Origin of the sequence: Solirubrobacter phytolaccae, assembly GCF_027587195.1 — a bacterium.
Lineage (GTDB): Bacteria > Actinomycetota > Thermoleophilia > Solirubrobacterales > Solirubrobacteraceae > Solirubrobacter > Solirubrobacter phytolaccae.
In genome coordinates this window covers 1-19,590 of record NZ_JAPDDP010000111.1, presented here as the reverse complement: position 1 = coordinate 19,590, position 19,590 = coordinate 1, and the positions used below count along the sequence as shown (strand labels likewise).

At 71.9% G+C, this 19,590-nt stretch carries 22 protein-coding genes and 1 pseudogene; 10 read left to right on the top strand and 13 right to left on the bottom strand.

Annotated features, from left to right (window positions below; genetic code table 11):
• Window positions 1-132: 132 nt before the first annotated feature.
• From OJ997_RS34130 to OJ997_RS34120, 3 genes are all read right to left on the bottom strand, one after another.
• Window positions 133-303: a hypothetical protein gene (locus OJ997_RS34130; RefSeq protein WP_270029909.1), complete on the bottom strand. Its 171-nt coding sequence runs from the start codon at window positions 301-303 to the stop codon at window positions 133-135.
• A gap of 326 nt (window positions 304-629) precedes the next feature.
• On the bottom strand, window positions 630-878 hold the full coding sequence (locus OJ997_RS34125) for a hypothetical protein (protein WP_270029908.1): 249 nt from the start codon (window positions 876-878) through the stop codon (window positions 630-632).
• 100 nt (window positions 879-978) lie between these two features.
• Complete coding sequence (locus tag OJ997_RS34120) at window positions 979-1,353, bottom strand: hypothetical protein (protein ID WP_270029907.1); 375 nt, start codon at window positions 1,351-1,353, stop codon at window positions 979-981.
• A gap of 57 nt (window positions 1,354-1,410) precedes the next feature.
• On the opposite strand from OJ997_RS34120, the gene OJ997_RS34115 reads away from it, so the two are divergent.
• Together OJ997_RS34115 and OJ997_RS34110 are read left to right on the top strand one after the other, a co-directional pair.
• A complete protein-coding gene (locus tag OJ997_RS34115) occupies window positions 1,411-1,959 on the top strand; it encodes an RNA polymerase sigma factor (protein ID WP_270029906.1) in 549 nt (182 codons plus the stop codon).
• Window positions 1,959-3,215, top strand: a complete 1,257-nt coding sequence (locus OJ997_RS34110; RefSeq protein ID WP_270029905.1) for a hypothetical protein — start codon at window positions 1,959-1,961, stop codon at window positions 3,213-3,215. Before OJ997_RS34115 ends, OJ997_RS34110 begins: the two co-directional genes overlap by 1 nt.
• 14 nt (window positions 3,216-3,229) lie before the next feature.
• Here OJ997_RS34110 and OJ997_RS34105 read toward each other — a convergent pair whose 3' ends face one another.
• The 3 genes and pseudogenes from OJ997_RS34105 to typA all read right to left on the bottom strand — a co-directional run bounded on the left by OJ997_RS34105 (window position 3,230) and on the right by typA (window position 6,382).
• Window positions 3,230-3,682, bottom strand: a complete 453-nt coding sequence (locus OJ997_RS34105; protein WP_270029904.1) for a hypothetical protein — start codon at window positions 3,680-3,682, stop codon at window positions 3,230-3,232.
• Window positions 3,683-3,779: 97 nt separating this feature from the next.
• Window positions 3,780-4,503 (bottom strand): annotated as a pseudogene (locus tag OJ997_RS34100) (dienelactone hydrolase family protein).
• A gap of 28 nt (window positions 4,504-4,531) precedes the next feature.
• Complete coding sequence (gene typA, locus OJ997_RS34095) at window positions 4,532-6,382, bottom strand: translational GTPase TypA (protein ID WP_270029902.1); 1,851 nt, start codon at window positions 6,380-6,382, stop codon at window positions 4,532-4,534.
• Between the two features lie 77 nt (window positions 6,383-6,459).
• On the opposite strand from typA, the gene dhaM reads away from it, so the two are divergent.
• Window positions 6,460-6,843 (top strand): dihydroxyacetone kinase phosphoryl donor subunit DhaM, encoded by a 384-nt coding sequence (gene dhaM, locus OJ997_RS34090; RefSeq protein ID WP_270029901.1) that lies wholly within the window; start codon window positions 6,460-6,462, stop codon window positions 6,841-6,843.
• Between the two features lie 10 nt (window positions 6,844-6,853).
• Window positions 6,854-7,096, top strand: a complete 243-nt coding sequence (locus OJ997_RS34085) for an HPr family phosphocarrier protein (protein ID WP_270029900.1) — start codon at window positions 6,854-6,856, stop codon at window positions 7,094-7,096.
• Here OJ997_RS34085 and OJ997_RS34080 read toward each other — a convergent pair.
• Genes OJ997_RS34080 through dhaK form a run of 3 tightly spaced genes read right to left on the bottom strand, consistent with a single transcriptional unit; the run spans window position 7,073 to window position 10,321 of the window.
• The gene (locus OJ997_RS34080) at window positions 7,073-8,632 is read right to left on the bottom strand and encodes a putative PEP-binding protein (RefSeq protein WP_270029899.1); all 1,560 of its coding nucleotides are present in this window, start codon (window positions 8,630-8,632) and stop codon (window positions 7,073-7,075) included. The genes OJ997_RS34085 and OJ997_RS34080 overlap by 24 nt on opposite strands.
• Before the next feature lie 52 nt (window positions 8,633-8,684).
• Window positions 8,685-9,317, bottom strand: a complete 633-nt coding sequence (dhaL, locus tag OJ997_RS34075; RefSeq protein ID WP_270029898.1) for a dihydroxyacetone kinase subunit DhaL — start codon at window positions 9,315-9,317, stop codon at window positions 8,685-8,687.
• A 2-nt stretch (window positions 9,318-9,319) separates the two neighbouring features.
• On the bottom strand, window positions 9,320-10,321 hold the full coding sequence (dhaK, locus tag OJ997_RS34070; protein WP_372517967.1) for a dihydroxyacetone kinase subunit DhaK: 1,002 nt from the start codon (window positions 10,319-10,321) through the stop codon (window positions 9,320-9,322).
• 318 nt (window positions 10,322-10,639) lie between these two features.
• On the opposite strand from dhaK, the gene OJ997_RS34065 reads away from it, so the two are divergent.
• From OJ997_RS34065 to OJ997_RS34055, 3 genes are all read left to right on the top strand, one after another.
• Window positions 10,640-11,560: a DMT family transporter gene (locus OJ997_RS34065; protein ID WP_270029896.1), complete on the top strand. Its 921-nt coding sequence runs from the start codon at window positions 10,640-10,642 to the stop codon at window positions 11,558-11,560.
• Between the two features lie 36 nt (window positions 11,561-11,596).
• Window positions 11,597-11,905 (top strand): hypothetical protein, encoded by a 309-nt coding sequence (locus tag OJ997_RS34060; protein ID WP_270029895.1) that lies wholly within the window; start codon window positions 11,597-11,599, stop codon window positions 11,903-11,905.
• Between the two features lie 63 nt (window positions 11,906-11,968).
• Window positions 11,969-12,421 (top strand): DUF8821 family protein, encoded by a 453-nt coding sequence (locus OJ997_RS34055; RefSeq protein ID WP_270029894.1) that lies wholly within the window; start codon window positions 11,969-11,971, stop codon window positions 12,419-12,421.
• Window positions 12,422-12,431: 10 nt separating this feature from the next.
• On the opposite strand, the gene OJ997_RS34050 is transcribed toward OJ997_RS34055, so the two are convergent.
• From OJ997_RS34050 to OJ997_RS34040, 3 genes are read right to left on the bottom strand one after another with little or no spacing between them, the layout of a single operon-like run.
• Entirely contained in the window at window positions 12,432-13,316 is an 885-nt protein-coding gene (locus OJ997_RS34050; protein ID WP_270029893.1) for a redoxin family protein, read from the bottom strand.
• Between the two features lie 2 nt (window positions 13,317-13,318).
• On the bottom strand, window positions 13,319-16,066 hold the full coding sequence (locus tag OJ997_RS34045; RefSeq protein ID WP_270029892.1) for a helix-turn-helix transcriptional regulator: 2,748 nt from the start codon (window positions 16,064-16,066) through the stop codon (window positions 13,319-13,321).
• 57 nt (window positions 16,067-16,123) lie between these two features.
• Window positions 16,124-17,323 (bottom strand): S8 family peptidase, encoded by a 1,200-nt coding sequence (locus OJ997_RS34040; RefSeq protein WP_270029891.1) that lies wholly within the window; start codon window positions 17,321-17,323, stop codon window positions 16,124-16,126.
• 91 nt (window positions 17,324-17,414) lie between these two features.
• Here OJ997_RS34040 and OJ997_RS34035 point away from each other — a divergent pair, with 91 nt between their 5' ends.
• Both OJ997_RS34035 and OJ997_RS34030 read left to right on the top strand, forming a co-directional pair.
• Window positions 17,415-17,975 (top strand): RNA polymerase sigma factor, encoded by a 561-nt coding sequence (locus OJ997_RS34035; RefSeq protein ID WP_270029890.1) that lies wholly within the window; start codon window positions 17,415-17,417, stop codon window positions 17,973-17,975.
• A gap of 32 nt (window positions 17,976-18,007) precedes the next feature.
• Window positions 18,008-18,418: a hypothetical protein gene (locus OJ997_RS34030; protein ID WP_270029889.1), complete on the top strand. Its 411-nt coding sequence runs from the start codon at window positions 18,008-18,010 to the stop codon at window positions 18,416-18,418.
• 26 nt (window positions 18,419-18,444) lie between these two features.
• On the opposite strand, the gene OJ997_RS34025 is transcribed toward OJ997_RS34030, so the two are convergent.
• On the bottom strand, window positions 18,445-18,786 hold the full coding sequence (locus OJ997_RS34025) for a hypothetical protein (protein WP_270029888.1): 342 nt from the start codon (window positions 18,784-18,786) through the stop codon (window positions 18,445-18,447).
• On the opposite strand from OJ997_RS34025, the gene OJ997_RS34020 reads away from it, so the two are divergent.
• The coding region (locus tag OJ997_RS34020; RefSeq protein WP_270029887.1) for a tetratricopeptide repeat protein at window positions 18,778-19,590 on the top strand (813 nt) is incomplete at its 3' end. The genes OJ997_RS34025 and OJ997_RS34020 overlap by 9 nt on opposite strands.

Here is a 19,590-nt window from a genome sequence, read left to right as displayed (position 1 = left end):
CGTGCGTGCTGTGACTTGACTCGACTCTCGCCGTGATGCGGTGAAGGAGCGCTGGTGCCGCGCCGCGCGAAGTCGCTGAACCGCCGAGAAGGGCTACTTCTGCTTCTCGTCCAAAGACCAGCCGGGCAACGTTCACTCGGCTGGCACCGCCAGGAGTTCCATCACGTCGACCGCGTTGCCCGGCATCAGCGAAACGTGCGGATGATCCGCGAAGATTCCCGCGGCATCATCGACAGACTCGGCTTCCACGATCATCCACGCGACCAGCCGGTTACCGGCGGCCTCGGATCGATCGCGCGACACGCGCAGGTTCGCCGAGTGGACCGCCGGGCTCGACGATCACGTCGGCGTGGTTGGCATGCCACACACCCCACGCCTGCAGGAAACGCTCCGAGACGTCCTCGGGCACATTCGCTTTCTGTTGCGGCTCAGCCGCTCCAATCAGTAGCGCCAAGTACCGGCTCACATCGATTCTCCTCCGCCAGTCGCTCTCCTAGACACTCGGAGTGTTGCTGCTCGGCGAGCCACATGCTTCGGCGCCTCGCTGCCCCTTTTGACACAACGCGGAGCACCAGCTGACGAAGTGGCAAGATCGTCGAAAGCGCCATTTCGTCCGCGTCGCTCGGTCATCACAAGATGGAGAGCAGAACGGCTCCGATGATCGCGTAACTAGCCGTCGAGCTCGCGCCCAGAACTATCAGCACTAGGCCAGAGCACGCCCCCAACACAAACAGCCAGAACTTCAACGGGTTGTTCGGAACGGTTGGATCGTCGTCGACAGGGGAGGCCAAGTGAATGGCCAGCGTGACCACCAGTCCGGGGACAACCATCCACGCGACGGCGGTCACGAAAATCGCAATCGCGATGACCACGATCAACAGTGCGATGACCGAAATCGCTCCGCGTTTCTTCGTCTGCGAAGGCCGTTCACGGCACTTCAGCGCCCCAGGCGTCGACTACGGGTTGACGCGTCGCGCCTCAGCGTTCCAGGTCGGTGAGCTTCTCGTGTGGGATCGGATCCGGGTTCGCGCGCGTCCACTCGATCACCCAGTCCTGCACGCGATCGAACGGCTCATCCTCCAGCGGCGGGCTGTCCGATTGAGCGATCGCGTCGATGTCGCGGTTGATCTCGCGCTTCTGCTGGTCTGAGAACGCGTCCCCCGCCGTGAGGTGCTCACGCAGGTAGCGGACGAAATGCTCGAAGTCATCGTCCCAGTTCGCGTAGCCGTTGCGGAGCGACTCGGTTCGCAGCTTCTCGACGGCCCGGATCATCTCGCCCTGCCGCGTCTCGGCCTGCCCGTCCTCCGGGACGAGCTCGGCCCAGAGCTTCCGGAACTCGTCGAGGTGCCTCATGTCAGCGATGCTAGGCCGAGCGGTCACAACTCGGCGCCGTTCGTCATTCAATGCAGCGTGGACATCGAACGGGCGACCGACGAGGAGCTGCTGGCGCAGGCGCGGACCACGCCGCGCGCGTTCGGCGAGTTCTATCGACGGCACGTCCATGCTGTGCAGAGCTTCTTCCGACGGCGGGTGCGGGATGTCGAGACGGCGTTCGACCTCACGGCGGAGACGTTCGCGGCCGCGCTTCGGTCGGTGCCGCGGTACGAGCCGGGGCCTGGTCCGGCGCGGGCGTGGCTGTTCGGGATCGCGCGCCACGTGCTCTCGGAGGCGCTGCGCCGCGGCCAGGTGCAAGACCGCGCGCGGCAGGCACTGGCGATGCAGCCGCTGACGCTCGACGCGCGCGACGTAGAGACGCTCGAGCTGCTCGAGGACACGCCGGCCGTCGAAGCGGCGGAGGCGCTCCCGGACGAGCAGCGGGCAGCGGTGCTCGCGCGTCACGTCGCAGGTGAGTCCTACGCGGAGATCGCGGAGCGACTCGCGTGCTCTGAGAGCGTCGTGCGCAAGCGCGTGAGTCGAGGCCTAAGGACGTTGAGAGCACGATTGGGGGAGAGTCGGTGATGCCGTACCAGACGCCGTTCGAGCGGCTCGGGGAAGCGCTTGAGGCGGCGGCCGAGCGCCAGATCGCCCCGACGCCGGCGAAGGCGCGCCGACGGGGCTGGACACTCGGGTTGTTCGGCGTGGTGGCGGCGTTCGGCGTGGGCGCCGGCGCGTGGGCGGCGACCTCGTTGCTCTCGCCCGGCGAGCCGGTGCCCTACGCGTTCGGCCCGCCGGTGGCTGGCGTGGCCGAGGGCGCTCCGCTGCCCGGCACCGTGAAGCTGTTGACCACGACCGTTCCCGACCCGGCGGGCGGCCCGCCGTGGGGCATGCGCTACTGGGAGACCGACCGCAAGTTCGCGTGCGTGCAGGTCGGTCGCGTCTACAAGGGCAAGCTCGGGCAGATCACGCGCGGTCGGGTGTTCCACGAACTGCGGGTCGGGGTGACCGACAACGCGCTCGCGGGCTGCTACCTCCAGGACGGTGGCGGCCACGCGCTCGCCGCGGTGCAACGAGACGCAATGGCCGGCGGAGCGCCGACGCCGTGCCCGGTGGCAATCGGCAGCATCGAGATCGACGGCCGGTCGGTTCGGTGCCGCGCGCACCGCACGATCGACTTCGGGCTCCTCGGACCGAACGCCTCCCGCTACACGTACCGCGTGAATCGGCGAGACCGGACGGCAGGCGCGCTCGGTGACGTCGGTGGCTACCTCGTCGTCCAGAAGCACATCAAACCGGTGATGACCGTCGTCGGGTTCCGGCACAAGGACCCACGCCTGGACACCCGCGTTCCGTCCGGCCCCGCCGGGATCGCGCTGACGCCGGTCTCCCCCGTCATGCGGCAGGTCCAGTACGCCGCGGGCACGTGCCGCGTCCGCCCGACGAGCGCTCCGACGGGCGCGTGCGCCAGGCAGGCCGGCTACGTGCCGATCCCCCAGCCGACCGTCGGCGACGTCCGCGCCCCGCTCCGGCTGCGTCTGCTCGAGGACGGCCGCACGTTCCGCGTGCGCTTCCGCGCCCGCCAGGCCGTGATCGACGGTCGCAGCGCCTACACGATCGAGATTCGGCGCAAGGGCGGGCGCAACAGCGTCGGGCGCGAGTACGAGCACAACCTCCCGGCGGGAGGACTCGTGAAGACCACCATCCGGGCCCGCGACGGCTGGCACGGGACCTACGTGGTGACCGCCCGCTTCCGGACCGTACGAGCCCGCCCGGGCCCCTTGGCCACACCCGCGTGGCCGGGACTCCTGGTCGGACGCGAGGAGATCACGTTTCGCTGAACGCCATAGCGCCGCTACACGTCCGCGCCGGCCTTGCCGAGGCTCTCGCCCGCGGAGTAGAACTGCTTGTACGCACGGTTGATCGTCTTCAGCGCGGACTTGAGCTTGGACTTGCTGTCCGCGTCGAGCGCTTCGATGAGCTTGTTGAGACCGCTCTCGTAGGTCTCGCTGGCCTTGAGCAGCTTCGTCCGTGCCGTCTTGAGTCCCTTCGACTCGGCCGTCTCGGCCTCGACCTTGGAGTGGAACCGCTCGACCGCCGTGATCAGCTTCTCCGTCGCCTGCTTGCCCTGCTCGGCGTCCCCGTCGGACTCCAGCTTGTCCATCGCCTTGGCGAAGCGCTTCTCCGCCTTCTCGAGCGTGGTGAGCTCCTTCTTGACGGTGGACTTCAACGACTTGTCGCTCGCCTGCGCGGCAGCGGGTACGAGCAGCAGAGCGAGAGCGAGACCGACGACCAGCGTCAACCGCATGGAGTTCCTCCAACGCCGAGAGAGTGGACGGTGACCCGTCCGAGACGTCTCTTCAGTACCCAAGGACTCGCTCAGCAAACGGAGTCGACGCGCAAGCTCACTTCAGGTGGCGGACGAAGAACCTGGCGGCGTCCTCGCCGGCGAAGTGCGGGACGCCGGTGTGCCCGCCCAGGTTGGCCTGCAGCGTCTTCTCCTGTGAGCCGAAGGCGTCAAAGAGGTCCAGCGCCAGCTGCCGGTCATTGCCTCTGTCGTCCCACTGGAGCAGCACGTGCAGCGGGATCGTGATCCGGCGGGCCTCGTCGAACATGACGCGAGGAACGAAGCTGCCGGCGAACAGACCCGCGGCCACGATGCGTGGTTCCACCACTGCCAACCGGATGCCGACGGCGATCACCCCGCCCGAGAACCCGACCGGGCCACCGATCTCGGGCAACGCCAGCAGTGCGTCAAGCACCGCCTGCCACTCTGGGACCGCCCGCTCGACCAGCGGAAGCACCAGCCGATCGACGATCGCCTCGACCGGGTCACCCGCCGCCAACGCCCGCTGTAGGTCGGCGCGCGCCTGCTCGGCCTCGACCAACCGGGGCCGCTCACCGCCTCCGGGGAGCTCGATGGTGGCCGCGGCGAACCCATCCGCGGCGGATCGCCGGGCCCGCGCAACAAGCCTCGGGTGCATCGCGCGTAGCCCGCCGGGGTGACCCATCAGGATCAGTGGTGCCGGTGTGGAACGGAGGCGTCCACAGGATTCCGGGCACCTCGCCGAGCGTGAACTCGCGCTCGAGAACGCCGTCGTCGAGGTGCTGTTCGGAAAGGAAGTCCAAGCCGTACGTGGCGCCGTGGCGCCGTCGGTCAGTCGCCCGCCTTCGCGGCGTTGCGGCTCGCCTTGACGCGGTCGTTCGCGGTGAGCAGGACCTTGCGCAGGCGCACGCTCTCGGGGGTGACCTCGACGCATTCGTCGGGGCGGATGAACTCCAGGGCCTGGTCCAAAGACAGGCGCATCGCCGGGACGATGTTGACCATGTCATCGGCGTTGGCCGACCGGATGTTCGTCTGCTTCTTCTCGCGCACGGCGTTGACGTCGAGGTCGTCCGCGCGGGCGTTGGAGCCGACGATCATGCCCTCGTAGACCTCCTCGCCGGGGCCGACGAACAGGCCGCCGCGCTCCTGCATGCGCATGATCGCGAAGGACGCGGTCTTGCCCGAGCGGTCGGCGACGAGCGAGCCGGAGGCGCGGGTCTTGATGTCGCCCTGCCACGGCTCGTAGCGCTCGAAGACCGAGTGCATGATCCCGGAGCCGCGGGTTTCGGTCATGAACTCCGTGCGGAAGCCGATCAGGCCGCGGGCGGGCACGAGGTACTCCAGGCGCACCCAGCCGGTCCCGTGGTTGATCATCTGCTCCATGCGGCCCTTGCGCAGGGCCATGAGCTGCGTGACCGTGCCCAGGTAGTCCTCGGGCACGTCGATCGCCATGCGCTCGATCGGCTCGTGGACCTTGCCGTTGACCTCCTGGGTGACGACCTTGGGCTTGCCGACGGTGAGCTCGAAGCCCTCGCGGCGCATGGTCTCCACGAGCACGCCGAGCTGCAGCTCGCCGCGGCCCTGGACTTCCCAGGTGTCGGGACGCTCGGTCTCCAGGACGCGGATCGAGACGTTGCCGACGAGCTCGGCCTGGAGCCGATCGGAGATCTGACGGGCGGTGAGCTTGTTGCCGCTCTTGCCGGCCAGCGGGCTCGTGTTGATGCCGATCGTCATGCCCAGCGCGGGCTCGTCGACGCTGACCGGGGGCAGCGGCTTGGGGTCGTTGACGTCGGCGATCGTGTCGCCGATGGTGATCTCCGGGAAGCCGGCGAGGGCGATGATGTCGCCCGGCGCCGCTTCGGCCGCGGCGACGCGGTTCATGCCCTCGGTGATGTACAGCTCGACGACGCGGACCCGCTCGACGTCACCCGACTCGTGACGGCACCACGCCACCGTCTGCCCCTTCTTGATCGTGCCGTTGTGCACGCGACAGAGCGCGAGCCGGCCGACGTACGCGGACGCGTCGAGGTTGGTGACCAGCGCCTGCAGGCCATGACCTTCCGTGTACTGCGGCGCGGGCACGGCCGACACCAGCAGGTCGAGCAGGGGCTTGAGGTCGGTGCCGTCGACCCCCTGCTCCAGGGACGCCTGCCCAGCGCGGGCGTTCGTGTAGACGATCGGGAACTCGATCTGGTCCTCGTTGGCATCGAGGTCGATGAACAGCTGGTAGACCTCGTCGACGACCTCGCTGATGCGGGCATCCGGACGGTCGACCTTGTTGATGACCAGGATCACCGGCAGGCTCGCTTCCAGCGCCTTGCGCAGCACGAAGCGCGTCTGAGGCAGCGGCCCCTCGGAGCTGTCGACCAGCAGCACCACGCCGTCGACCATCGTCAGGCCGCGCTCGACCTCACCACCGAAGTCGGCGTGGCCAGGCGTGTCGACGAGGTTGATCTTGACCTCGCCGACCCCCTCCGCCTGGTAGCGGATGGCCGCGTTCTTGGCCAGGATGGTGATCCCGCGCTCGCGCTCTTGGTCCATGGAGTCCATCACGCGGTCGGTGACTTCTTCGTGAGCGGAGAACGTGCCCGACTGGCGCAACAGGGCGTCGACGAGGGTCGTCTTGCCGTGGTCGACGTGAGCGATGATGGCGACGTTGCGCAGGTCTTGACGGGCAGGCATTCAGGTGAGCGTAGAACAGAGGCCGACCTGGACCGGCCCCGCGCGGTCGGGTTCGAGCGGCGCGTAGACTCGGGCAGGTGGTCGGGATCGTCGTCGTTTCGCACAGCTCCGACATCGCCGCGGGCACCGTCGCGCTCGCCGGGCAGATGGCCGGGCCGGAGGTTCCCCTCGAGGGTGTCGGTGGAACGGCCGACGGCGGGCTCGGCACCGACGCCGACCGGATCGAGGCCGCGCTCGACGCCGCCGACCAGGGCGACGGCGTGATCGTGCTCGGCGACCTCGGCAGCGCGATCCTCACGGTGCGCAGCGTCCTGGAGGACCGGGAAGGCGGCGACTTCCGCCTGGTCGACGCGCCGCTCGTGGAGGGCGCGATCGCCGCGGCAGTGACCGCCTCGGCCGGCCTGTCCGTCGATGACGTCGTCCGCGCGGCGGAGGAGGCTCGTGTCGTCCCCAAGTTCTGAAGCCACCGTGGTGCTCCCGGAGCAGGTGGACCTCCACGCGCGTCCGGCCGCCCAGTTCGTGCGCGCCGCGATGGCGTTCAGCTCACGCATCCAGCTCGCGGCGGGCGAGCGCGAGGTCGACGCCAAGAGCCTGCTGTCGGTGCTCTCGCTGGGCGCCAAGGGCGGCACCTCGCTCCGGCTCCGGGCCGAGGGGGAAGACGCCGCGCGGGCCGTCGACGAGCTCTCGGCCCTAGTGGCCGGCCTCACCGAGTAGTCGCTCGACCGCGGCGAGGTCGGGAGCGGCGACGGCCGCACGGGCGAGCTCCGACGCCGCACCGGAGTCCAGCGCCCGCACGGCCGCGTGGGTCTCGGCCACGCGCGCCGCGCCGACGCTCAGCTCGGTGACCCCGAGCCCGACGAGCAGCGGGACCATGCGCGGGTCGGACGCCGCCTCGCCGCAGACCTCCAGCACGCGCCCGCGGGCGTTCGCGGCCTCCCCCACGCGGGCGATCTGGGCGAGCACCCGCGGGTCGTAGGTGGCGACGGTGCCGGGCGCGAAGCGGTCGACGCCGAGCACGTCCGCGGTGAGGTCGTTCGTGCCGATCGAGAGGAAGTCCGCCGCGGCGGCGATCTCGTCCGCCCGGGCCGCCGCGGCCGCCGTCTCGATCATCGCGCCGAGCGGCGCCGTGGTGTGGGCGCGGACGGCCTCGACGTCGGCGGCGTCGCGGACCAGCGGCAGCAGCACGCGGATGCCGTCGGCGGTGCCGATCGCGCGCAGCTGGGCGGCGAGTGCTTCGGGCTGGCCGAGTAGCAGCGCGATCCCGCGCTCGCTGATGCCTTGGAGGAACGGCGGTGTCTTATCGCCACCGAAGTCGAGGACCCGCACGGTCGCGATGCGGCCGGCGAGCAGCTCCAGTACGGGTTCGAGCCTCCGCCGGTGCGCGGGCTCGTCCGGCCAGTCGGGAGCGTCGAGGAACGCGAGCTCGGTCCGCAGCAGGCCGACGCCCTCCGCGCCGGCCGCGAGCCCGGCGCGAACCTCCGCCGGGCCGGCGGCGTTGACCAGGATGCGGACGCGGACGCCGTCGCGGGTGACGGCGGGACCGGTCGCCACCGCACGCGTCTGGCGGACGGGCGGCGGCGTGGTGGGATCGACGACGGCGTCTCCCCGATCGCCGTCGACCGCGAGCGACGTGCCGTCGGCGAGCTCGAGCAGCGGCGCGCCGACGCCCACGACCATCGGGAGCCCGAGCCCGCGCGCGATCACCGCCGCGTGCGCCGACGGTCCACCGGCCGCGAGCGCGATGCCCGCGACCCGCTCGTCGAGCTCGGCCACGTCCGCCGGGCCGAGGTCCTGCGCGACCAGGATGAACGGGCCGGACCCGGTCGGCGTGGCCCGGTCCGACGCGGCCCGGCGACCGAGCGAGCGGACGTCGTCGGCACGCGCAGCGAGGACCGGATCGTCGATCGCGGCGAGCGTGTCCGCGAGCTGATCGGTGGCTTCGAGGATCGCCGGCGGCGCAGCGAGGCCACGCGCGACCGCGGCTTCGACGGCCACGTCCAGCGCCGGGTCGGCGGCCATCAGCACGCCGGTCTCGACGATGTCGGCCTGCTCGGTCGCACCGTCGGCGCGCAGGCGGTCGGCAAGCGCGGTGAGCTCGTCACCGGCGCGCGCGAGCCGCGCACGGGCGTCCGCGAGCTCGGCCGCCGGATCGCCCGCGTGCGCGCCGGAATCGACCGCCCCTATGCGCCACACAGCGCCGCCCGCGACGCCCGGAGCCGCGGCGAGACCGGACAGCCGCCGCTCGGCCATCACGCGCCCCGCGGTCGGGTGCCAGCGCGCGGCCCCGCCCCTGCGCGGCGCATCAGTCCTCCAGCGCGCGGCCGAGCGCCGTGATCAACAGCACGGTCGACGCGGCGCCCGGGTCCTCGTGGCCGATCGACCGCTCGCCCAGGTACGACGCACGGCCCTTGCGCGCCTGCAGCGGGATGGTCGAGCGGGCGCCCTCGGCGGCGGCTTCGGCGGCCGCGGCGATCGCGTCGGCGAGCGGCTGCCCCGCCTCGACCGCGCCGCGCAGCGCGGCCACCGCGGGTGTGAGCGCGTCGACCATCGTCTTGTCGCCCACCTCGGCGGAGCCCAGCTCGATCACGCCGGCGAGTGCCGCGTCGAGCGCGTCCGCCAGCGCCGGGCCGTCCAGCGCCTCGGCGTCCCCCACCGACCGGCCCGCGCGACGGAGCGCGGTGCCCCACAGCGGGCCGCTCGCGCCGCCGACCGTCGACACCAGCGTCTTGCCGGCGAGGATGAGCCGGCGGCCCGGGGCGAGCCCGTCGCTGCCGGTCGCGAGCGCCTCGACGACCGCCTTGAACCCGCGCGTGAGGTTGAGGCCGTGGTCGCCGTCACCGATCGCGGAGTCGAGCTGCGTCAGGCGGTCGGCGTCCGCGGTGATCGCGGCGGCGGCCTCGTCCATCCAGGCGTTGACGGAGACGGTGGCGCTCAAGCTCAGGCTCCCCAGCGCAGCGCGGCGGTGTTCACGGGCGCGTCCCAGAGCGCCGTGAGCTCGTCGTCGAGCTCGAGCACGGTGAGCGACGCGCCCGCCATCTCCAGCGACGTGATGAACGGACCGACCAGCCGCCGCGCGGGCCGCAGTCCGCGCTCGGTCAGCTCGCGCTCGATCTCCCCGTGCAGCACGTAGAGCTCGAGCAGCGGCGTGCCGCCCATCGCGTTCGTGAACACGAGCAGCTCCGCGCCGTCGGCCGGGGCGAGGTCGGAGATCACGGCCTCGACCATCTCGGCGGCGATCTCGCGGGCGGTCCCGAGCGGCTCGCGGCGCCGGCCCGGCTCGCCGTGGATGCCGATGCCGACCTCCATCTCCCCCGCGGGCAGGTCGAAGATCGGTGTGCCGGAGCCGGGCGGGATGCAGGACGACAGCGCGACCCCGAACGAGCGCGCGCGGCTGTTCACGCGCCGGGCGATCGTGGCCACCGCGGCGACGTCGTCACCGCGTTCGGCCGCCGCGCCCGCGAGCTTCTCCGCCAGCACGGTCGCCCCGACGCCGCGCCGGCCCGCCGTGTACAGCGAGTCCTGCACCGCGACGTCGTCGTCGATCAGCACCGACTCGACCGCGATCCCCTCGTCCGCGGCGTCCTCGGCCGCGAGCTTGAAGTTCATGACGTCGCCCGTGTAGTTCTTGACGATGTGCACCACGCCGGCGCCGCCGTCCACGGCCGTCGTCGCGGCGAGCATCTGGTCCGGCACCGGCGACGTGAACACCGCGCCCGGGCACGCCGCGTCGAGCATCCCGAGGCCGACGAACCCGCCGTGCATCGGCTCGTGCCCCGCGCCGCCACCCGAGACGAGCGCGACCTTGCCCTGCCGGGGAGCGTCGGCGCGGACGACGATCTGCGCCGCCAGGTCGACCTTGAGGATGTCGCCGTGCGCGACCGCGAGCCCGGCCAGCGAATCCCGGACCACGTGCTCCGGATCGTTCAGCAGCTTGCGCATGGACGGTGTCGCGCTGGCCATGTGACTCCTCCCGTAGACAACGGCTCTTCCTCGCGTCTCGCAACGTACTCCCCTGGTGGCGGGCCATCAAGGCCGCCCCACCGGATGGACATCGCCTCACTCGAACGGCAGGATGGGGGGGCGTGAGCCGCTCGTCGAACCTCGCCCTCGTGGTTCGAGCTCTCGCTGCTACGCGCCGCGCGGGACGCCAAGCGTGTCCGGACCGTGCGCGACCGATGAATTTCCGATCCTGTCCCCGTCTGAACGGTTCATGATCGCTCTCCACGTCACCGGCGGCCTGACGACCGGGCTTCGGGCATGAGCTCGAAGGGCTGGGCGGCCTTCGCCGCCATGTCGCTCATCTGGGGCGTCCCGTACCTGTTCATCAAGGTCGTGGTCGACGACGGCATCTCGCCCGTGTTCCTGTCCTTCGTCCGGGTCGCGATCGGCGCCGCGGTGCTGCTCGCGCTCGCCTGGCGAGCGGGCGTCCTCGCTCAGCTGCAGGGGCGCTGGAAGTGGGTCGCGGCGTACGCGATCGTCGAGATCACGCTGCCGTTCCCGCTCATCGCCGCCGGTGAGCAGTACATCTCGTCGTCCTTGACGGCGATCCTGATCGCGTCCGTGCCGCTGATCGTCGCGCTGCTCGCAATCCGCTTCGACGCGGCCGAGCGGGCCACCGGCCTGCGCCTGCTCGGACTGCTGATCGGGTTCGCCGGCGTCGTGGTCCTCGTCGGCATCGACGTCGCCGGCAACCGCGACGAGCTCCTCGGCACCGCGTTGATCCTGCTCGCCTCCTGCGGCTACGCGGCCGCGCCGCTGATCCTCAAGCGCCAGCTCGCGAACGTCGACCCGCGCGCCGCGATGGGCGCCAGCCTGCTGATCGCCTCCGCAGTGTTGGCGGTGCCCGCGGCGCTCACGACCCCCTCGACGACGCCGACCAGCGAAGCGGTCCTCTCGCTCGCCGTCCTCGGGCTCGTCTGCACCGCGCTCGCGCTCGTCGTCTTCCAGTTCCTGATCGTCGAGGTCGGCCCGGGACGCGCGCTGGTCATCACCTACCTGAACCCCGTCGTGGCGGTCATCCTCGGCGTCCTCATCCTGGACGAGCGCCTCGGCGCCGGCGCGATCGCCGGCCTGCTGCTCATCCTGGCGGGCTCCTGGATGTCCACGGACGGCCGCCTGCCACCGGGGCTGAGACGCCGCTCAACGGCCCCAACGGAGAGCCGCCAGGCACGGGCCTGAGGTGTCGAGTCGTCGCGCCCGTGGTACACGGGACGCGTGCCCTCCGTCTTCGCCTTGACCGACTATCAGTGGCTGGGCATCGGCGGCATGGTGTTCGGCGTACTCATCATCGTCAACTGCCGCCGCATCGCGGACCTGTTCGCCGCCTTCGAGCGCGCGGAGGCCGACGCCGTCGAGCGCGTGCTGCCCAAACGAGGCCGCGAGGTCATCTCGATCTGGATGCGGCGCGGGACGGGCCATGACCTCGAGTCCCGGCTGTTGCGGTACTCCGTCACCGTCTTCTTCGGACTCATCGCGTTCTTCGTGGGGCTGGCCGCGCTGCTGGGCGCGTGGGCGCGTCCCTAGGCACCGCGCAGACGAGCAGAAATGGAGAAGCGCAAACGGTGAGCCGGGCTTAGCCTCGTCGTCATGTCCTACGCCGTGGATTTCAAGACCGTCTCTACCGTCGGCCTCGAGTCGTCGCCGCACGCTGAAGCCCTCGCCGGGCTGCGGGCCAACGAGGCTCGCTACTTCAAGAACAAGTACGACCACGAGTTCGTCGTCGAGCCCGCGAGCGACGCTGCCGCGGCCGTCGAGTGGGTCCATGGGATCCTCGAGGACGAGCGTGACCTCGTGATCGCCTCTCCGCCCCTGGAGGCCACGGCCTTCGAGGTCGAGGGCATCCGCATGGCCTACGTGTTCTACGAGAGCGGCCTGTCGATCAACGTGATGTACGGCCCCGACAAGCGCGCGGTCGGCTTCAAGCTGTCGGACGGCATGGACGTCCCGGAGGAGCTCTCGAGCTTCAAGTTCGCGCGCCAGAAGTCCAAGCTGGCCGGAACCATCCGCGGCAGCTACTTCGTGATCAAGCACGAGCACTGACGTCCAGCGGTCAGCCGAAGGTGAACACGTACGCGTGCACGCCCGGGCCGGCGAACGTGATCTCGAACGTGCGCTGCCACGCGGCGTCGGCCTGACGGATGAGCTGGTACATGCGCGGTGCGGAGAGCACGCCGGCGCCGGTCTCGTCGACGTCGACGCCCGCCGCGTCGTCCGGTGGCTTGCCGTCCAGACGCACGGTGAACGGCACTGGAGTGTCAGCCGCGAGCACGAGGTTCACGTCGCGCGCCTCGAAGCGGTAGGCGATCGACCCGCCCGGCGACGCCAGCGTCGCCGACTCCTCGCCCACCGACCAGTCCCCGCCGAGGCGCCACTGGTTCAGCGCGAGCGCGTCGGCGTCCACGCGGCGTTCGCCGCGGGTCCCGCCGAGGTAGGTCTCCGGGGACTTCAGGGCGCCCCAGTCGGCCGCGAGCGACACGTCGTCGGCGCGGACCTGGACGAGCTCGCCGTCCACTCCCAGCAGGGTCTGGATCGCGCGCTCGGACTCCTCGTAGGCCTCCTCGCCGAAGTGGCTGAAGCGCACGCGGCCGTCGCCGTCGAGCAGGTAGAGCGCCGGCCAGTAGCGGTTGCCGAACGCGCGCCAGATCGCGAACTCGTTGTCGATCACGACCGGATAGGGCGCGTCCAGCGTCGCGATCGCGTCGCGCACGTTGTCCGACGCGTGCTCGAACCCGAACTCGGGCGCGTGCACGCCGACGACGACCAGCCCGGCCGCCGCGTAGCGCTCCTGCCACGCCCGCACGTACGGCAGCGTGCGCAGCCAGTTCACGCACGAGTAGGTCCAGAAGTCGACGGCGACCACACGCCCGCGCAGCTCCGCCGACCGCAACGGCGGCGAGTTGAGCCACACCGACGCGTCGTCGAACGCCGCCAGCATCGCTACGCCACCACCGGCTCCCGCGGCATCGCGTCACGCAGCGCCCGCCGTGAGCTGATGCCGAGCTTGGTGAAGACCTTCTTGAGGTGCCACTCGACCGTGCGCGGGGAGAGGAAGAGCTCGGCGCCGATCTCCGGGTTCGAGAGCCCGTCGCGGGCGAGGCGGGCGATGTGCTGCTCCTGGGGCGTGAGCTCGTCGCGCGTGTCCTCACGGCGCGCCCGGACCTTCTCGCCGGTCGCGAGCAGCTCGTGCCGCGTGCGGTCGGCGAACCCGTCGGCGCCCATGGTCAGGAACGCCTCGCGTGCCACGCGCAGCTGCTCGCGCGCGTCCACCCGCCGGCCTTCGCGGCGGAGCCACTCGCCGTACAGCAGGCGGGAGCGGGCGTGCTCGAGCCGGAGCCGGGTGCGTCCGAGCCGCTCGATCGACTCCAGGTAGCGGTGCTCCACGTCCTCGCCGCCGAGCAGCGCCCGCACGCGCGCCTCGATGCCCAGCGCCCAGTCGCTCGGCGCCGGCGGTGTGTGCTCGTGCAGCCGCTCCAGGGCGGCGCGCACCAGCCGTTCCTCCCCCATCCGGGAGGCCGCCTCGGCGAGCTCGCCGACGACGAACGGCGTGTAGGCCAGATCGCCGCGCTCGTAGGCCCGCGACGCGGCCGCGAGCGCCGCGTCGTAGCGCGCGAGGCCGTTGTAGAGCACGGCCGCCTCGCAGTCCGCGAACTGCACGACCCGCCCCATGCCAACGATGCGCGCCTCGCGCGTCTCACGCTCGATCAGCTTCAGAGTGAGCGCTTCTTGGCCACGCCAGGCCGTGAGCAGCATCTCGGTGTAGAGCACGGGCGCCGTGCCCGTGGCCTCGGCGATCCCGCGTGACTCCTCGATCGCCAGCGCGGCGCCCTCGAGGTCGCCGTTGAGCACGCGGGTGCGCACGAGCGACCCCAACCCGAACTGCAGGAGCACGAGCGCGCCCATGTCCCGCGCGACCTGCACGTGGCGGGTGACGAGCGCGTGCCAGCCGTCGGCGTCCCAGAGCTCCATCGCCGCGATCGCGCCGGAGCGGGAGCCGGTGAGCCACAGCCAGCGGCCGACGTCGTCGCCGACGTCCAGCGCGAGCACCGCGTCGAGCGCGCGGCGCAGCGCGGGCGCGGCCGCCGCGTAGCCCTCGCACACCCGCGTCGCGAACGCCTCGACGAAACCCTCCACCGACTCGGGCGCGCCCACCGCGGCCGGCGCCGCCAACGCGGAGGCCGCCGCTTCCCGGAGCGGCTCCGGCCCGGCCCACATCGCCGCGCCGAGCGCCTTCAGGTGCGTGGTGCGAGCGCGGGTGGGATCGAGCGCATCCAGTCGCCGCGCCGCGCGGATCAACAGGTCCGCGGCCTCGGTCGCGCGGCGCCGGTCAAACGCGATCTCGCCACGGAGCTGGAGGATCTCCGCGGCTTGGAGCGCGTCCACCGGCCCGGCCTCGACCGCGACGAGCAGGCCGAGGGCGGCGTCGAGCGCGCCCGCGTCGCGCTTCGCCCGCGCCGCCGCGATCAATCGCCGCGCACGGGCCGAGGGTTCGGGCGTCAACGTCCCGGCGGTCTCCAGGAACGCCGCGGCGGCCGCGATCCCGCCCCGCGCCAGCGCACGCCCGGCCGAGTGCTCGAGCTCCTCGGCGACGTGCTCGTCCGGCGCGGGCGTCGCCTGCGCGCGATGCCAGGCGCGGCGGTCGGGATCGTGCTCGGCGTCGGTCGCCTCAGCCAGCGCGGCGTGGGCCGCGCGGCGCTCCTCCGGCGTGGCCGAGCGGTAGGACGCCGAGCGCACCGACGGGTGGCGGAACCGCACCTGCGCGCCGATCTCCAGCAAGCCGGCGTCCGCCGCCGCGCTCGCGGCCGCCGGCCCGACCTCGAGCCGTTCCGCGGCGCGCCACAGGAGCAGCGGCTCGCCGACCGTGTCCGCGGCCGCGAGCTGCAGGAGCCGCCGGGTGCTGGCGGGCAGCGCGTCGAGCCGGCGCTGGAAGCTCTCCTCGACGACCGCCGGACCGGGCCGGCCGAAGCCGCCCGACAGCTCCGCGGCGCTCATCCCCCGCGGAAGCTCGAGCAGGGCCAGCGGGTTGCCGCGGGTCTCGGCGATCAGCCGCTCGCGCACGTGCTCGTCCAGCCGGCCCGGCACCACCGTCGCCAGCAACGCGCGCGCATCTTCCGCCCCGAGTCCGCTCAGCCACAGCTCCGGCAGCCCAGCGAGCCGCCGCGGCTCACTGGGCTCACGCACGCTGAACACCATCGCCACGTGCTCGGCGAGCAGCCGGCGGGCGACGAAGCCCAGCACCTGCGCGGAGGCCTCGTCGAGCCACTGCAGGTCGTCGACCAGGCACAGCAGCGGCTCGGTGTCCGCGACGTGCGCGAGCAGCGTGAGCGCCGCCAGGCCGACCAGGAAGCGGTCGCGCGGCGCGCCGGACGCGAGCCCGAACGACACCCGCAGCGCCTCCTGCTGTGGCGCGGGGAGCGCGTCGAGCTCGTCCAGCAGTGGCCCGCACAGCTGGTGCAGCCCCGCGAACGGCAGCTCCATCTCCGACTCCACGCCGGCGACCTGCAGCACCCGGAACCCCGCGGCCGTGCCGACCGCGTGGTGCAGCAGCGCCGTCTTGCCCACGCCCGCCTCCCCGCGCAGGACCAGCGCGCCGCTCTGCCCGGCGCGCGCGCCCTCGAGCAACCGCTCCAGCGTCTGACGCTCGCTGGAGCGGCCCCGGAGCGCCGACTGACGCGGGACGGCGGCCATGTCGTCGCAAACCTATCGGCTCGCCGACGAGACCGCCGCCCCGCGCGGCCGTGATCCTTAGTCGCTCTGCCCCCAGAGCAGCGTCGGGGAGACGACCTTCGCGTTCGGGAAGTCGGGCGACGGCGCCGCCGCCGACAGCGACTGCAGGGTCGTCACGGCGTCCGTGGCGCTGATGGCCAAGCCGCTCATCAGCGCGGCCAGCTGCCCGACGACCAGCGGCGTCGAGAACGACGTGCCGCCCCAGCGCGCCCAGCCGCCGTACGGCTGCGGCTGCTGCGTCCACTCGAGGTACGGACCCTCGTTGAGGCCCCGCGCGACGAAGTCCACCCAGTCGCCGTAGTTGCTGTACGCCGCTCGGGCCCACGCGTTGTTGACGCGCACGACCGCGCCGACCGACACGGTGCGGTCGACATCCGCGGCCGGGTACCACGGGCGGTCGTCGTCCTCGTTGCCGGCCGCGGCCACGATCACGGTGCCCTCGTTCTGGAGCGTCTCCAGCGCGATGCTGACTGCGGCCGGCGGATCGTCGAACAGCGTGTAGTAGCCGAGTGAGAGGTTGAGCAGGTGCGGAACGTCGCCCGTGATCATGATCTGGTGCAGCTGGGTGAGCAGCTGCGTGTCGGTCCCGATGCCGCTGCCGTTGAGCGCCACGCGCGGCGCCATGATCTCCGCGCCCGGCGCCACGCGCAGGATCTGGCCGATCACGAACGTGCAGTGGCCGGCCGCCGGCGCCAGGTTCCCCGAGCTCGGCGGATCCTCGGGCGGCGGGAACACCGGTCCCGGCGCCGGGATCTTGGGCGACGCGTTGTACTCCGTGTCGATCACGAGCACCTTCACGTCCGCCCCGATCGGGCTCGGGACGATGTCGAGGTCCGGCATCGTGACCGGGTCGGGCACCGCGTACACGCCGCCGCGCATCTGCGGCGCGCCGTGGATGTAGTTGGGCTGGACGATCAGCGGGTCGTCGTCCAGGCTGCGTCGCCGCTCGGCCTCCTGCGGCTTGATCAGGTCCTTCATCGCCGCTTCGACGAGGTCCTCGACCTGGGTGTCGCCCTCCTCGGTGAGGTGGAGGAGCTTGAAGGGCCCGAGCGGCGGCGCCTTGTGATCGACCGTCGCCTTGATGCCGATCTTCGCGAGCTCCTGGACGACCGTCTCGACCGACGCGTCGCCGACGATCAAGACGTCCGGCTCATACACCGGGCCTGGGGGATCCGGCTCGAGCCGCGACGGATCGTCGGGCCCACGGTACCGCTGCATAGTCGTCTCCTCAGTTGTTCCCTGACTGAGCCCCGCACGCTAACCGGGGCCGCGATAGCGTGCATGTCGACAATGCCGTGGAGGAAGCACCATGGGTGAGACCGGGGATCTCGTCGAGCGTGCACGCGACGGCGACCGGGAGGCCTGGAACGAGCTCGTGGACCGTTTTGCGCGAATGGTCCTGTCGATCGCTGCCTCCAACGGCGTCCGCCCTGCCGACCGTGACGACGTGACGCAGGTCACCTGGCTCAAGCTCGCCCAGAACCTCGACCGTATCGAACATCCGGACGCAGTCGGGGCTTGGCTCGCTATTACGTGCCGCAACGAAGCACTCCGGGTGCGGGCTCGCAGCGCGCGCGAAGTACCGGTCGAGGGCGAGCACTTCAACCACGTCGCCGACGACGTCGACGTGGAGGACGAAGCACTGCGCTCCGTGCCCGATGAAAGCGTTTCCACGGCGTTCGCGAAATTGTCAGAACGCTGTCAAACGCTGTTGCGGCTGCTCCTGCTGGAGCGACCCTATACGGAGATCTCGGAGACGCTGGACATGCCGGTCGGGGCGATCGGACCCACCCGCTCGCGGTGTCTGGGCAAGCTGCGGCAGCTGCTTCCGAAAGCTTCAGGTATCACGGGCGCGCCCGAGGACTCTTAACGACTATGGATCACTTCACCGACGACCGACTCATGGCCCTCTTGCGAGACAGCGACGTGCTGCCTGAGGTCTCAGAGGGGTCGTTGGAGCTCGCGCGCATGGCGTTCGACTGGCGGACGCTGGACGCGGAGCTGGCCGAGCTCGTCGCGGACTCCGCGCTGGAGCAGATGGTGGCGTTGCGCGCCGCCGCCACACCACGGATGGTCAGCTTCGAGAGCCAGGAGCTCGCGATCGAGCTGGAGCTCGACACTCGTGACGACGTGTGCGCGATCACCGGCCAGCTGTTCCCGCCGCAGGCCGCGACGGTGCACGTCATCCGCCCGGCCGGCACGCCGCTGCGGGTGGAGGCCGACGCCGGCGGACGGTTCGTCGTCGAGATCCCCGCGGGCGGCCCGGTAGCGTTCGACGTCATGTCGATTCGCACGGACTGGCTGGTGACCTGACCCCCCTCGCCCTTGCAGAAGCTGCCTTAGCGCTCGTCCAGGACGACGTCGAGGCGGCGGACCGGGATGCGGCGCGGGCGCGCCGTCTCGCACGCACCCTGAAGGACCATGAGGCCGAGGCGGTCGCCGAGCGCGTCCGCGGGCTCGTCCTCGTCGAACGCGGCGACGCCGACGGCGCCGTCCGCATCCTGCGCGGGGCCGTGCGCCTCGCCGAGACCGCCGGCCTGCCCGTACGCGCGGCGCAGGCGCGCTACAGCCTGGCGTGGGCGCTCGCCCTGTGCGGGCGGGGACGCGACGGTCTGCGTGAGCTGGATCTCGCCCGCCCGCACCTGGACGGCCTGGACCTGGCCCGGATCGACATGCAGCACGGGATGGTGCTGCACAAGCTCGACCAGCCCGCCGAGGCGCTCGAGCACTACCGGCGCGCGCTCGTCGGCTTCCGCCGGCACGAGGACCGCGAGTGGGAGGCGCGCGTGCTCTGCAACCGCGGAATCCTGCACGCCGAGCGCGGCGCGTTCGCGATGGCGCGCTCGGACTTCACGCGCTCGGAGACGCTGGAGCGCGAGGACGGCAAGCTCCTCGGCGCCGCGCACATGGTCCAGAACCTCGGCTGGCTCGCTTCGATCGAGGGCCACGCGCCGGCCGCGTTCGCCGCCTACGACCGGGCCGAGACGGACATCGGCGCGGCGGGCGGGACGCTCACCGTCCTCGCGCTGGACCGGATCGCGCTGCTGCGGTCCGTCGCGCTGCTCGACGAGGCCCGCGACGTCGCCGAGCGCACGATCGCCGACCTGCGCCGCGGCGGGATGAGCGCCTACCGCGCCGAGGCCGGGCTCGAGCTCGCGGAGATCGCGCTGCGTCAGGGGGACCGGACCACCGCGCTGGCCCAGGCCCGCCGGGCGCGGGACGCGTTCCGGCGCCAGGAGCGTCCGCGCTGGAGCCTGCTGGCCGAGCTCGCGCACGTCCGCGCCGCGCACGCGTCCGGGCACCGCACCCGCGCGCAGCTCGAGCGCGCCGAGACGGTCGCGGCCGCGCTGGAGGCCGACGGCTGGCGCACGCTGGCGGTCGAGGCGCGCGTGCTGCAGGCCGAGCTCGCGATCGCGCTCGGCGAGACGGACCTGGCGCGCCGCGTCGTCGCGCGCACCGCCAGCGCCCGCCAGCGCGGCGGCCCG